The organism is uncultured Clostridium sp. (assembly GCF_947072515.1).
In the GTDB taxonomy this organism is placed as follows: Bacteria; Bacillota; Clostridia; order Clostridiales; family Clostridiaceae; genus Clostridium.
This window is the reverse complement of record NZ_CAMTIG010000077.1, coordinates 1-12,983: the sequence shown is the minus strand read 5'-3', so window position 1 is coordinate 12,983 and position 12,983 is coordinate 1. Positions and strand designations below refer to the sequence as shown.

At 24.4% G+C, this 12,983-nt stretch carries 16 protein-coding genes; 8 read left to right on the top strand and 8 right to left on the bottom strand.

The features are described 5' to 3' along the window. From Q0W06_RS17565 to Q0W06_RS17555, 3 genes are all read right to left on the bottom strand, one after another. Window positions 1-248: SH3 domain-containing protein (locus tag Q0W06_RS17565; protein WP_297638797.1), on the bottom strand; the 248-nt coding region annotated here is incomplete at its 3' end. A 306-nt stretch (window positions 249-554) separates the two neighbouring features. Further along, window positions 555-725, bottom strand: coding sequence for a BhlA/UviB family holin-like peptide (locus Q0W06_RS17560; protein WP_297638794.1), 171 nt, complete (start codon window positions 723-725; stop codon window positions 555-557). Beyond that, window positions 725-1,285 carry a hypothetical protein gene (locus Q0W06_RS17555; RefSeq protein WP_297638792.1) on the bottom strand — a complete coding sequence of 187 codons (561 nt, stop codon included), beginning with the start codon at window positions 1,283-1,285 and terminating at the stop codon, window positions 725-727. The genes Q0W06_RS17560 and Q0W06_RS17555 overlap by 1 nt, the downstream gene beginning before the upstream one ends. Before the next feature lie 411 nt (window positions 1,286-1,696). On the opposite strand from Q0W06_RS17555, the gene Q0W06_RS19695 reads away from it, so the two are divergent. The 7 genes from Q0W06_RS19695 to Q0W06_RS17520 all read left to right on the top strand — a co-directional run bounded on the left by Q0W06_RS19695 (window position 1,697) and on the right by Q0W06_RS17520 (window position 7,176). Continuing rightward, entirely contained in the window at window positions 1,697-2,644 is a 948-nt protein-coding gene (locus Q0W06_RS19695; RefSeq protein ID WP_366516798.1) for a recombinase family protein, read from the top strand. A 47-nt stretch (window positions 2,645-2,691) separates the two neighbouring features. Continuing rightward, a complete protein-coding gene (locus tag Q0W06_RS17545; protein ID WP_297638789.1) occupies window positions 2,692-3,156 on the top strand; it encodes a hypothetical protein in 465 nt (154 codons plus the stop codon). Window positions 3,157-4,219: 1,063 nt separating this feature from the next. Further along, window positions 4,220-4,615: a hypothetical protein gene (locus Q0W06_RS17540; protein ID WP_297638786.1), complete on the top strand. Its 396-nt coding sequence runs from the start codon at window positions 4,220-4,222 to the stop codon at window positions 4,613-4,615. A 1,320-nt stretch (window positions 4,616-5,935) separates the two neighbouring features. Then, the gene (locus tag Q0W06_RS17535) at window positions 5,936-6,139 is read left to right on the top strand and encodes a hypothetical protein (protein ID WP_297638783.1); all 204 of its coding nucleotides are present in this window, start codon (window positions 5,936-5,938) and stop codon (window positions 6,137-6,139) included. Between the two features lie 21 nt (window positions 6,140-6,160). After that, window positions 6,161-6,322 carry a hypothetical protein gene (locus tag Q0W06_RS17530; RefSeq protein WP_297638780.1) on the top strand — a complete coding sequence of 54 codons (162 nt, stop codon included), beginning with the start codon at window positions 6,161-6,163 and terminating at the stop codon, window positions 6,320-6,322. A gap of 59 nt (window positions 6,323-6,381) precedes the next feature. Continuing rightward, window positions 6,382-6,609, top strand: coding sequence for a ribbon-helix-helix domain-containing protein (locus tag Q0W06_RS17525; RefSeq protein ID WP_297638777.1), 228 nt, complete (start codon window positions 6,382-6,384; stop codon window positions 6,607-6,609). 150 nt (window positions 6,610-6,759) lie between these two features. Then, on the top strand, window positions 6,760-7,176 hold the full coding sequence (locus Q0W06_RS17520) for a hypothetical protein (protein WP_297638775.1): 417 nt from the start codon (window positions 6,760-6,762) through the stop codon (window positions 7,174-7,176). 208 nt (window positions 7,177-7,384) lie between these two features. Here the strand turns inward: Q0W06_RS17520 and Q0W06_RS17515 are convergent, their stop codons facing one another. Further along, window positions 7,385-8,041, bottom strand: coding sequence for a hypothetical protein (locus Q0W06_RS17515; RefSeq protein ID WP_297638772.1), 657 nt, complete (start codon window positions 8,039-8,041; stop codon window positions 7,385-7,387). A gap of 569 nt (window positions 8,042-8,610) precedes the next feature. Here Q0W06_RS17515 and Q0W06_RS17510 point away from each other — a divergent pair. Continuing rightward, complete coding sequence (locus tag Q0W06_RS17510; protein WP_297638770.1) at window positions 8,611-9,591, top strand: phage tail tip lysozyme; 981 nt, start codon at window positions 8,611-8,613, stop codon at window positions 9,589-9,591. A 148-nt stretch (window positions 9,592-9,739) separates the two neighbouring features. Here the strand turns inward: Q0W06_RS17510 and Q0W06_RS17505 are convergent, their stop codons facing one another. The 4 genes from Q0W06_RS17505 to Q0W06_RS17490 all read right to left on the bottom strand — a co-directional run. Next, window positions 9,740-10,522: an ABC transporter permease gene (locus tag Q0W06_RS17505; RefSeq protein ID WP_297638767.1), complete on the bottom strand. Its 783-nt coding sequence runs from the start codon at window positions 10,520-10,522 to the stop codon at window positions 9,740-9,742. Window positions 10,523-10,709: 187 nt separating this feature from the next. After that, window positions 10,710-11,369 (bottom strand): hypothetical protein, encoded by a 660-nt coding sequence (locus tag Q0W06_RS17500; protein ID WP_297638765.1) that lies wholly within the window; start codon window positions 11,367-11,369, stop codon window positions 10,710-10,712. A gap of 295 nt (window positions 11,370-11,664) precedes the next feature. Beyond that, a complete protein-coding gene (locus Q0W06_RS17495) occupies window positions 11,665-12,153 on the bottom strand; it encodes a hypothetical protein (protein WP_297638762.1) in 489 nt (162 codons plus the stop codon). Between the two features lie 48 nt (window positions 12,154-12,201). Next, a partial coding sequence (locus Q0W06_RS17490; protein ID WP_297638759.1) for an SH3 domain-containing protein occupies window positions 12,202-12,983 on the bottom strand: 782 nt, incomplete at its 5' end.

Sequence of the window (12,983 nt, the reverse complement as noted above, 5' to 3'; positions counted from 1 at the left end):
GTTACATCAGTATATCCAACTGATGGAAATGCAATGTATGCTTTTTGATACATTGATGAAACTCTATTTTGTGGAACCCATCCAGATATCTGACCACTAACAATTTCATAAAAGTTATTTTCAGAATTAGTAATTGTTACTTCAGTTCCATCAGTAATAGTTCCAACTATTTTTGAATTTAAATTTGATTCACTTGTTATATCTGTATATCCTAATTCGGGATACGTGATATATCCTATTTTATTCATAATATAATCCTCCTTAATTTAACCTTTCATTACTTAAAGAAGATTATATTTATTTTTCTATTTAAAAAGTTTAAATTAATATTTTATTCACTTTAATTTTTAGAAATTTTCAAACTAAAATAAATTTTTATAAGATACGTGTGAATCATTATTATATTTTGCATTTTGTGAATAAATGGTATATTAAAATAAAATTTATTTTTAAAAGATTAAGAATCTAATAAATTATTTGGAGTAAAGTACTAAATAATTTATTAGATTCTTCGGATAGTTTCAATATTTAGAACCAAGTGTTCTAAATATTGATTACTTTTCTTTTTCAACAAGATCTTTAATTAGATTAATATAATTCTCTTCACGTTTTTGTTGATTAGTGTCTCTAATTTTCTGAACTTGTATAATATATATTATTAAAACAATACTTAAGAGAGTCCAAATACCTTGAGCAGCTGCTATTTTAATTAATTGAGTAAACATTAAATAAGTACCTCCTTAAGTACATAATTTTCTATTATTTTTTTTGACAAGTGCAATTTTCTATAAATAGTAGATTTCTTTTGTGAAGTCATTTCCATTAATTCAAAAATAGTTTTATGATTAATAAAATATTCAGTTACTAATAATTTCTCAGTATTAGTTAGTGAATTAGGCAATAATTTATTAAATAAATCTTTATTTGTTAAATAGTGTTCTATTTTTTCATCAATGGCTAGTGTATCTATGAAGTCATCTTCAATAAATAGAATATTTTGTAACTCATCAATTACGACTTTTTTATTTTGATCGATTAAGAGCTTTAGATAATAATTTTTTAGACAAACTTTCAAATATCCGAATAAATTAGCTTTATCTAAATCTATTGAAAGAATTAAAGAAATTAATTCTTCTACTAGTTCATCATAAATGTAATTTCCTTTATTTTTACATAAAATACGCAGATAAGGTTCAAATAGTTTTATAATAGCAGATAAACTATTTTCTTCATTATTTTTTAAACTTTGAATTTGATTTTTTAGATAAATATTTTTTTCATTCATTTTATATATCTCCTAAATAAAAATTGTTTATTTATCTATTTAGAGTATTAAAATGGATTATTTTCTAAAAATATGATATTTGTTAAATTTAATTTAACAAATATCATATTTTTAGAAAATTTATAGTGAAAATAATTAAATAAAAAATGAAATGGTAAAATAGAGTTCATTGAAAAAGATTGGAGAAAAGCATTTTCAATCTTTTTTATTATAGTTAAAGAATCATAAGTTAAAAGTTTTGACACCATAAATTTTATTATGGTATAATCATACTTAAGAAAGTGTCAAAACATATAGTCAAAATTAAAGGCGAATTGAGGGAGAAATATGGCGTATTATAATTATAAATTAACGTATTGTTATGGAGATTCTTCTCAAAGATATACGCATTACTTTGGGAGAGAGTTCTTAATGAACACATATATAGAAACTGGATCTAAAAGAAACTTAAAAGTTATAAAGGCAGAGAAGATACAAAGGATTGATGATGAAATATCAAAAAAGATAGTGAAAGATATATTAGGAAGTGCTGATAAAGTTGTTAAATCAGAAATTGGACTTATAGAAATACTTGCAACTAAGAATAATCGTGAAATAGTTATAAAGGCATTAAATAAAGATACGAATAAGTCAGTAAATCTTTTTAATAAACCATTTAAAAGCTTTAGATTATTATTAACAGAAGTTGGTGTAATTACATTAGGAAAAGATGGAGCAATAATAGTATCTTTAAAAGAACAAAGTAATGACACTTATGACACCCAAAAAGTAATAAATAATATCTACGGATATTGTAGAGTATCTACAAAGGGGCAATTAGATAATAATTCATTAGAACAACAAAAAGAAGAAATTAAAGATAGATATAATAATGCTAAATGTTATGAGGAAAGTTATACAGGAAAAACAATGGATAGACCTGTATTTAATAAGTTATTAGAGAAATTAAACACAGGTGATACATTAGTAGTAAGTAAGCTAGATAGATTGTGTAGAAGCACTAGAGAAGGATTAGAGATAATTGAAACATTGAAAGAAAAAGGAATAAGAATTCATATACTTAATATGGGACTTATTGAGGATACACCAATGGGAAATTTAATAGTAACTAATCTTTTAGCATTTGCAGAATTTGAAAGAGCAATGATAGTGGAAAGAACACAAGCAGGAAAGGCTATAGCAAAAACTAAAGATGATTTTAGAGAAGGAAGACCAAAGAAGTTTACTCAAAAGCAAATTGACCATGCAATAAGTCTTTTATCTATAAATGGTGGAGATAAAAGTTATAAAGAGGTTGAAGAAATAACTAACATATCCAAAAGTACTTTAATTAGAGCTATGAGAAAAAGGAAAATATAAAGGAGTTTTATTATTTATAGATAATTTATATAGTGAGAGGTGAAAGTATGGATATAAAAGAGCAAATTAGATATGTAAATGAAGAGCTTAAAAAGGGATTAAGTATTACAAAAATCGAAAAAAATTTAAAGTTAGGAAAAGATACTTTAAGAAAAAGATTAAATAAACAAGGATATAATTATGATAAAATGCAGAAGCAATTTATCGAATCGGCAATAAATAAAAATATAGATAAAGATATAAAACAACAAGAATCAATAAAAATAAATATTGATAAAATGTCTAATTTAGAGTGTTTTACTCAAGAAGAAATTGAAATATTAAAACAAATAGCTAAAGATAAATCGGTGATTAATAGTAATGAATTGAAAAAATTAATGAGTGAAGATTATAAAACAACAACATTAGAAATTGAAATAAATTTAGGAAAAATGTTAGAAAAATATTGTTATGAAAATAAGTTAACTAAAAAAACAGTTATTAATCAGGCATTATTAACCTATTTAGTTTAAAAAAAAGTGGAAATGATCCACTTTTTTTATAAGAATAAATAAAATTTAAATTTTAAAAGAGATTTTTAAATTATATTTATTTTTAAAAATGAGCTTTAAAATTTTAAATAAGCCGATAGAAACTAGAATTAAACTAGCAATTAAAATTGTAATTAAAAGTGGAGCAATAGATAAAACAGTTACAAAAAGTACTCCTAAAAAAATATAAAGCATTAAGTTTAAATTAAAAATTAAATTACAAAAAATAGACTCTTTTTGAGAGCCATATTTCGTATATACTTGTAAAAGAATAGCACTACAAATTACAGCCAGTAATAATAAAAATGAATTATTAAATCCTACAAGTGTGATTAAATTAATTATTGTAAGTATAAATTTTGGTACCTTTAATAAGTGTAAAAAAATTAAATCTATTAATCCTAAAAAAAGAATAAATAGAGTATTACTTAAAACAAAAAAATCATGTAGATCATCTAATTTTTTAGGAATAATTTTTTTGAAAAAATTTAAAAGAAGTTCTATAATAAATTCTCTAATTAGCTTAATAGCAAACACCTCCTTTCAATATATATTATTTTAATTATACATTCATTTAAAGTTTTTTTAGAATTATGAGATATAAAAAATTAAAGTTTAAAATAGTATTAAACTAAAAAACTATAAAAAAACTAGAAGAAAACTATAAAAAAACTAGAGAAAAAATATAGAAAAACTAGAGAAAAACTATAGAAAAATAGAATGAAACGAGTTAATAAAAAAGTTATAATAAAAGTACAAAAAAAATGAAGTTAAAGAAGAAAAACTATTAAATAATAGTGGATTTAATAAACAATATTAAATAAAGGAAAAAAATAGAAAATGATATATATATATGTTGAAACTTAGTTATTTCAACGTATATACATATAAATATATATATTTTTTTGAAAATATATATTTATATATAAAAAAATATATATCCCTTAGCCAGTACAACTGGCTAATTTGAGACCGAATATATATATCGAGATATATATGTTCTTTATCCTGCATATTTAAAAACTAAGAGATTGGAGAAGATTTTATGGAAGAAAACAAATCGAAATTAATAAAATTTAATGTAGATGATATTAAAGATATAGAAAAAATATTTAAGAAAAAAGGTTTAAGAAGTTTTACAGATGGAATTAACTTTTTAGTAGCTAAGGAAATTGAAAAAGATAAATTAGAAGAAATGGAAGATACTATTTTAAAAAATGTAGATAAAATATTTGAAGCAAGATTAGATTATTTTGAAAAGAATTTAGCTAATAGAATTTTAAAACTTAATTCTAGTATGGCAATTGAAGTCGGAATATATAACTTGTTATTAAGTGGCTCTATGGAATTGGATAAAGAACAAATGAGAAAAATAAGAAGAATAGTTATAGAAAATATAAAAGAAAATGATAACTTATTTAAATATAGTATGAGAGATTAATATTAAAAAAAGAACTTAAAATAAATTAAATTCTTGGATGTGATATTTAAAAAATTTTTTAGCAGCAATTTAGATCCGATTAAAAAAATTTTTAAGTGGATCTTAATTACTAAGATAAAAAAATTTTTAAATATTAGTCAAATAATATATGATTGGTTGCTCCAAAAATAAAAAAATAACTTTACATATAAAATGCAAAGTTATATTATTAAAACATAATAAAATAAAGAAAAGCCTTTAACACACTTATAAAACAACCTGAGAAATTGTTTTGTAAGCTAAAGTTAAAATGTACTGAGAATACATTCAACCGTTCGTAAAAGCTTAAATCTCATAATTAATATGAGATTATGATACCAAAATGATTAAAAAAAATCAATGGTAAAAAAAGTTTAAGATGAATTTTCAAGCTATGTATTTCAAAGTACATAGCTTTTTTTAATGCCTAAAAGGTCAATCAGTCGTTTTATGCGAAGAGCATATTAATTATTACACTAGATATTAAATTCCCTCAGTCTAATAAGCCACTAGAACCTAATGGACAAGTATATAAATAAATTAAAATATCGCCAAAAATTAAATAGATTAATCGAAAAGATTGAGCTAGTAAACAAGCTATATCATCAGTCGAGGAAGCTGTCCCTTGACTCTAAATAATAAAACAAAGGTTGACTATCCCAAGCGAAGAAGTCGGGCGTATGCTATTCTCCAGTAGCATATTTACCTAAGCACAGATTAAAAACTTTCAGTATTAGTGCATAGCCTAAGTTAATTTAAATAATTAATATGGCATACAGAGAACGGAATGAGGACTATTCAAATTAAAGGGCATTAAATGAATAATAGAAATATTACTAGGGAGGGAATAGAGTTCCTAGCAAGTAGTTTAATAGTGGTATGAGAAGCACCACGAACGGAGCAAGTCGACCGAGCATAGGTCTTTAATGTGCAAAACTCAAAAGAAGACAAGTATTCACTTGGAGTTGTTTTAAATAAAAAATAGTGCGATAAAATATAACCTAAATTTTATAAAAAAAGAAATTTACAGGTTAACTCTATCTTTTCTAAATCTTAAAGAAATATCATTTTAGCATACTAGAGTCAATATTTTTAATTACTTTTTTAAAGAAATTTTAAAGAAGTAAAGAAAATACTACTACTACTAGAGACTAAAGATTTAGAGCTTACTAAGCAATTAAGGATAGACTAACGGGGTGAATGCGGAGCAGAGGGGTGGAACCCCTGTAAAAAAAGTTTATAGATAGGAGTAGTAGTAGTAAAATTATAATAAGAGTAAAGATTAGAGAGATGATGTAGGAAATGGAGATTGATTATGAGAAGTTAGGTAAGATTAGTAACGATTTAGAAGAGTTGAAAGTGAAATTAGGAAAAGATAGAGCAATAAAGAATGTAGAGAGTGAATATATAAAAAAAGAGAAATCGAAGGTAAAAGAAAAGGAACTAGAAGAATTATTAAAGCAAAAAAAGGATAGAGAAGACAAACAAATGAAGTTTAATATTTAATACAGTATAAGGAGGTATAGAATGACAAGAGAAGAGCAGATAGATAAAACTAGGGTAGAAGTGCTAAGATTAAAGCAAAAGGGCTTAGAAGTGCGAGAAATAGCATTAGAGACGGCAATAAAGAAAAGTTATATTATAAAAATATTAAAATATCAACAAAAGATAAAAAGAAAAGGAAAATAGCAGTCATTACAGAATATAGATAGTGTAATGACAAATAAAAAAGGTGTAATGATAGGGGTATGAGAAAAAATGGGTTAATACAAATAAGGATACCAGCAGAAGATAAAAAAAGAATTAAAGAAATTGCAGAGAAACAAGGAATATCAGTAAGTGAGATACTTTGTAATTACATAAATGAGTTGATAGAAAAAGATGATATTAGAGAAAAATACCAAGAGAAAATAGATTCAAGATTTGTAATGACAGAGGAAAAACTGATAAATTTAAAGAAAAAAATGGGGTGGTGATAAAATGATGAAATTATTAGAAAATCAAAATGTAAGATTAGGGATTGGAACAATTACATTAGCAATGAATTTGTTTGTTTTTGTAATGGTATGGATTAAATAATTAAATTTATGATATTATAAGAATATATTAAAGAGGGGGAGCAGTTTATGAGTAAATCAAATGTTTTTGAGAAAGAAGAGAAAATTTTATGTGCAAGGTGTGGTAAAGATTTAATGTTAGAACCACAGATGGCTATGGTACAAATTGTCGATGATATGACTACAAATAAAATTACTAGAATTGTGCCTTGTTGTAAAGGGGAATGTGATGACCTTTTAAAGCTTAGATTAGAAGGAAATGAATCAGATGGATGGAAAGATTTATCTGAGTTTATTAATCCCATATTATATCTAAAGCATATAATGAGTGTTTTAAATAGTATGTATGATGGTGTTGGATTTGCTAATCAAGAAGCTTTTGAAGAATATAAATCATTAGTTATAAGATGTTATCCATATGTAACAAGGGATATGACTGAAGAAGAAATTAGAAGTTGTGAAATAAGTTTTATGTATCCATTTTAGGTGAATGAAATTGAAAATAAATTAGAAACTATTTATAGGATGGAAAAATGAATTTAAGAAAAAATAAAATTTTGTTAAAATAGAGTACAGTTATCATTTAAGTATTATAATATAGCGTTAAATGTGTTATAAGATAAAAATGTATAACATAATATTTAAGTTTAAAAAAAGTATCCTTCTATCAGATTAAACTGAGGAAGGATACTTTTTATTTGAATATATAATGTAATTTTTGAGATTCTAAATACTGTGATACCTGGGTTCCTGGTACTTCTTTTTGAACATTTGAAATTAGCTTATTATAATAAGCTAGCAATGAAGTTTTTCCTTCATTGGCGCATCCATATGCATATGCTTCATTTCCGTTAAATGAAATAGTACTTAAGTCAAATTCATTACTAATTAATTGAATTGCTTCTGCTAAAGATATTTTTTGGTAATACTGTAATTCAATTAATCTATTTGAAAATTTTAGTTCATCTTCAGATGGTGGTATATCTACAATAGAATTTTCAACTATTTTATAATTAAAATGACGGCTTAAAACACCATCTAATGTAATTTTATCATCTGTTGGAGTATCTGTTTTATATTGAATATAGGTTGGGTCTGCATAGATAGTAGAAAAATTGTCAGCATATTCAATCCAAATGTGAATAGATGGAATTCTATTTTTAAAACCGGCTCTTTCAATTAAAACAATACCACCTTTTAATTTAGTAGATACGTTATGTGCAGTGAAAGCACTACCTATACATAGAGCTAATGGGTAGCATTGATGATATTTTTTTATTGGTGTCGTAAAATTACGTTCTTCAAATAAAACATTTTGACAGGTAACAATATCATTTATTATATTGTCCATAGTTTAAATCTCCTTTTAGATTTTGATTATGAAGTAAATTATATCAAAAATTAGACTGTTAAAATAAAAATAATTAATTAAGTTTTATAGAGAATAAAGTTATTTTGCTAAAATAGAGTTTATTGAAAAAGATTGGAGAAAACATCTTCAATCTTTTTTATTTTGAAATTTTGAGTTTTATTGACGTGTTAATGTATATCAATTGGTTACATTTAACCTTTCGTAGCTTTTTATTTTCAATGAAATTGAGATAAAGGCAACAAAATGTTAGTAAAGGTAACTTTATTTTAGATTAAGTAAATAGAAAAATTTATTTAATGTAAAATGGCTTGAACAAAGGCTTTAAGAATATTAAAAATAGTTAAAAAAGAAAATATATTGCAACCAAATATTGGTGAAGGTGATATAATACTTTATATTAATTATTAAAGTATTATAATTTTAAAAATGAAAAAAAATTAAAATTATTACTAAAGTTTTATGATTTAGCATAAAAATAATAAAATTATGTAAAATTCATGTAAATCTATCTCTTAATATATGGAATAAAATATTAAGGAGTGATTTAAATGGATAATTTAGGAAAAGATTTTTTTGTTTTTAGTCCATCAGAAAGTCAAACTAAAAATGCAATTTATATTTATAAGTACTTTGAAGGAAATAATTGGTCACACAATGCTATTTGTGGAATGCTTGGTAATTTTTCTTGGGAGGGATTGCTGAATCCATATCAATGGCAAATAGGAATGCCACCAAATGGTCCTTATACAGGATATGGATTAGCACAATGGACGCCTATAGGAGAATTAGCAAATGAAGCAAGTATGTATGGAATTATCAATTATAAAGGATTAGAGGGACAGTGTGAATTAATTAAACAGCAATCTGAAAATAATGGTGGAGGTCAATATTTAGAAAAGCCAGGATATGAACTTTCTATGAGTAGTTTTGCACAAAGTACAGATAGTATTGATTATTTGACTTCAGTATGGACTCATAATTATGAAAGACCTCAAAATTATGAGTCAGTTCCGGATAGATGTATCTGCTCAAATTATTGGAATAATTATTTTGCTAATAATGGGACAGGAGGAACAGGAAATTCAGGTTCATCAGGATCAAATTCAAATAGTGGAGCATCATATGGAACAGTAAATATAACAAGTGGAACATTAAATGTAAGATCAGGACCAGGAATGGGATACTCAATTATAGGATCATTAGACCCAGGAGCAGTTGTTCAATTAGGAACAATTGGTGGTGAATGGGATAATATTTATTTTGGAGAACATGGGGGTTGGGTATATGCGGAATATATTACACCTAATGGAAGTAGTTCAGGTTCAAATAGTGGAGCATCATATGGAACAGTAAATATAACAAGTGGAACATTAAATGTAAGATCAGGACCAGGAATGGGATACTCAATTATAGGATCATTAGACCCAGGAGCAGTTGTTCAATTAGGAACAACTAGTGGTGAGTGGGATAATATCTATTTTGGAGAGCATGGAGGTTGGGTATATGCTGAGTATATTATAGTAAACTAAAATAAAAGTAAGACAGAATTTCTGTCTTACTTTTATTGCTTTTATTAGATAAGTTAACGGATATATTTATCTTGAAGTTGAATAACTTAATAAGAATAAGCATTGGTATTATTACTATAAATTTTCATATAGTACAGTTATAGAACTACTAGATATACTTTTTATTAGATTTATCTGCAATTAAAAGTCCTAACATTCCAAAAACAATAATATATAGTATAGATATCATTATTCCTATTAAAAGTAGTATATTATGATTTATGGACTCAACACATATTTTATTTACATAATTAAGCATATTTATCCAATTAAGATTTATATTTATTCCAACTAAAGAAAAAATATCAAATAATATAGTAGAAATATTTATTATACATAAAAATAATATTCCGCCTAAAATATAATTTTTCACAAGTAAACTAACCGTAATAAATATTGTAATAAGAGCTAAAATGAATATTAACTTTAATATTGTGTCAAATAGTATTGCACTAATACTTCCAAAACCAACACCAGATTCTATACTATTGATAATTACTTTTATCAAAATATATATTAAATATATACTAATAGTTATTATATATACAGAAATAACCTTTCCTAAAAAAAAATTTATTCCAGTTATTCCTTTTTGAAAAATTCTTTTTAATTCGTTTGACTTAAATTCATTTATTATAATTTTACCTATTAATAATATACATAAGATAATTGTTATATTTGATTTAGCTAATTCTGATATATATGTATCAATTCCAGCTTCAGGTATAACAAGTTTATTAGTTATATTAATAAATAATTGTCCAAAAATATTTATTAATAATAAAATACAAATTAAATAAAATATTTTATTTTTTAATATTTTATTTAAGTCATTTTTTATTAATTTTTTTATATATTCAAATTTTTCTTCATATATTATTTTTTTCTTCATGTTATATTTCCTATCTTTCTTTTATTAAATTTAACTATCGAATATCATATACGTATTTTAAAAAGTTTTCGGCTTTGAAAATTGTAACAAAGTAGCAAGTACAAATAGGAAACTAAATAATAACTGATATAATACTTATTTAGAGCAAACTATTAGTAACTAAAAACTAATTAATTTCTAATACTTACTATATTTTACTAGCATCTAGATCTAATTTATACTCATATAAATCTATACTTATAAGAATATAGTTATCTATCTCTGTTCTTTTTAAAGAAAATTCTCTAGGTTTAAAATTTAATCGAGGAATAGATTCTTCTCGTATATTTAAATTATATCCAAAAACTTCTATACGTATATAAAACAATACATATTCTCCATTTATATATTTACTGCAATATATCCATTTTTTCTCTTTTGAATAATACATCTCCGCTATGTCTTCATCAATAAATATAGACTGTAAGTCTGTAATAAGTACCTCTGTAAATTCATCTAGTCCAAATTTTTCACATTTTAAAAATAATGTAATACCTTTAGTATCTCTAATTGAAATTTTTTTACTGAAAGTCATTTTAATATCATTTAAGACTTTCATTATGTACAATATCTTACCTTCGTTATATTCACCTATTTTATTTTGTATATCAATATCGTTTGATCCTGCACAATTAGTACATATTATATGTTTTCTATTTTTATAATTAGGTCTCCAACAAGTATTAATTATTCGAATTCCACAGATAGAACATTTTTTAGTTCTTATATATGCTTTTAATATATCTTTATAATAATCCACTTTATGACATACTAATTTATTAATACAGTTATCTATCTTCTTATTCATTCATCTATGCACCTCTAATATAATTGTATATATATTTAGTATAATATATATACAATTATATTTAAATGATTACTTATCTTTTTAATGGATAGGAGTTTTACCTTCTTTACTTTACTAATTAGATTTCATTTAACAATAAATAGTTATTTTATATAGATACATATCAAGTTTATTCTACATAAAGTATATTTGAAATTTAATAAAAAAAAGATATAGGATAATTAGTGTAATAACTAATGAATCCTATATCTTTTTTAAAAATTTAAAATACTTTCTATATTTTGGATTTATTTAATTAATCTCTAATAATCTTCACATTAGGTGGAGTATTAGATCCTTGATATGTCCAATTTATACTACTAATATATGGTGGGAATTCAACCCAATTTATTTCCATTATAAGTTCCCAGCTACTATTTGGATAAGGATATATTGAACAATTTGCTTTGGCGTTATTGTATACTTCTATCAATCCTTCAAAGTTTTCTATTAATAGTTTAATTATATCGCCAACAGCAATAGATGTTGTCCAGCCAATTATTCCATTTAAGAATGCTAACTCTGGTCCTGCAAGAACATCCCATGAATATACAGCTAATTTTGAACATACCTTTTTTATTAATGCTGTTTCTAGTGGATTTTTAAGAATCTTCTCCATAGCTTCATCAAGTGTGATTCCTCCAGCATCCACAAACATAGAAAATATAGGTTGTGATAAAAAATAGTATGCAGTTGCAGTATTGGTGAAAAGTTCAGTAGATTCATTTTTTTCTAAATTTAACATTTTAATCTCTCCTTAAAATTAATCTATAATTAAAAAATATTCGAACACTTACTCTTTACTAAATATTAGTAATTGTATATTAGCAGTGGGTATCCAACTTGTAGTATTATTACTATTTAATATTTGATACCATCCATTAATCTTACTAATAATAGTTACTTTACTTCCTTTATCACATATTCCAACATTTTGTATTGAATTCATAGATGGAATTCTTTGGATTTTACCTTCTTTAGTAATTACACCTGCAACTTGAATAAATGGTTCAGGTATATAAACTCTATTACATATAATCCATGCGACACTTCCATTAAATTCTATTTGATACCATCCATTTTGTTTTCCTTTAATATTGATAGTTGTACCATTTTCTAACGTTCCGGCAACACCTGTATCCCATGTATAACTATTCATTATATCTGTATTTGAAAAATCTGAAAATAAAACATATCCCACTTTATTCAGTGGTTCAAATATATTTTCTTGTGATGGATTTACTTGAGGTGGAGTGGTAGTTACTCTATTTCCTGCAACCCATCCAGTTGATGTTCCATTAATTATTTCATAGAAACAATATTCATTATTAATAATAATTACTTTAGCTCCATCATTAATAGTTCCTATACAGTTAGAATCCCATGTGGATTCACTCATTATATCTGTATATCCTATTTGTGGATATGAAATATATCCTATTTGATACATTGGGAAAACTCTGTTTTCTGGAGCCCATACCATTGAGTCACCATTAATTATTTGATAAAAACCTTCAGCTGAATCAACTATTATTACTTCAGTTCCATCAGTAATAGTTCCAACTACTTTTGAGT

What these genes read in the sequence shown, in the direction of transcription:
- Q0W06_RS17500 (WP_297638765.1), bottom strand. Translation starts at nt 11,369, where the DNA reads ATGAATAAGAAGATAGATAACTGTATTAATAAATTAGTATGTCATAAA.
- Q0W06_RS17505 (WP_297638767.1), bottom strand. Translation starts at nt 10,522, where the DNA reads ATGAAGAAAAAAATAATATATGAAGAAAAATTTGAATATATAAAAAAA.
- Q0W06_RS17555 (WP_297638792.1), bottom strand. Translation starts at nt 1,285, where the DNA reads ATGAATGAAAAAAATATTTATCTAAAAAATCAAATTCAAAGTTTAAAA.
- Q0W06_RS17560 (WP_297638794.1), bottom strand. Translation starts at nt 725, where the DNA reads ATGTTTACTCAATTAATTAAAATAGCAGCTGCTCAAGGTATTTGGACT.
- Q0W06_RS17515 (WP_297638772.1), bottom strand. Translation starts at nt 8,041, where the DNA reads ATGGACAATATAATAAATGATATTGTTACCTGTCAAAATGTTTTATTT.
- Q0W06_RS19695 (WP_366516798.1), top strand. Translation starts at nt 1,697, where the DNA reads ATGAACACATATATAGAAACTGGATCTAAAAGAAACTTAAAAGTTATA.
- Q0W06_RS17545 (WP_297638789.1), top strand. Translation starts at nt 2,692, where the DNA reads ATGGATATAAAAGAGCAAATTAGATATGTAAATGAAGAGCTTAAAAAG.
- Q0W06_RS17530 (WP_297638780.1), top strand. Translation starts at nt 6,161, where the DNA reads ATGACAAGAGAAGAGCAGATAGATAAAACTAGGGTAGAAGTGCTAAGA.
- Q0W06_RS17520 (WP_297638775.1), top strand. Translation starts at nt 6,760, where the DNA reads ATGAGTAAATCAAATGTTTTTGAGAAAGAAGAGAAAATTTTATGTGCA.
- Q0W06_RS17495 (WP_297638762.1), bottom strand. Translation starts at nt 12,153, where the DNA reads ATGTTAAATTTAGAAAAAAATGAATCTACTGAACTTTTCACCAATACT.
- Q0W06_RS17525 (WP_297638777.1), top strand. Translation starts at nt 6,382, where the DNA reads ATGAGAAAAAATGGGTTAATACAAATAAGGATACCAGCAGAAGATAAA.
- Q0W06_RS17535 (WP_297638783.1), top strand. Translation starts at nt 5,936, where the DNA reads ATGGAGATTGATTATGAGAAGTTAGGTAAGATTAGTAACGATTTAGAA.
- Q0W06_RS17540 (WP_297638786.1), top strand. Translation starts at nt 4,220, where the DNA reads ATGGAAGAAAACAAATCGAAATTAATAAAATTTAATGTAGATGATATT.
- Q0W06_RS17510 (WP_297638770.1), top strand. Translation starts at nt 8,611, where the DNA reads ATGGATAATTTAGGAAAAGATTTTTTTGTTTTTAGTCCATCAGAAAGT.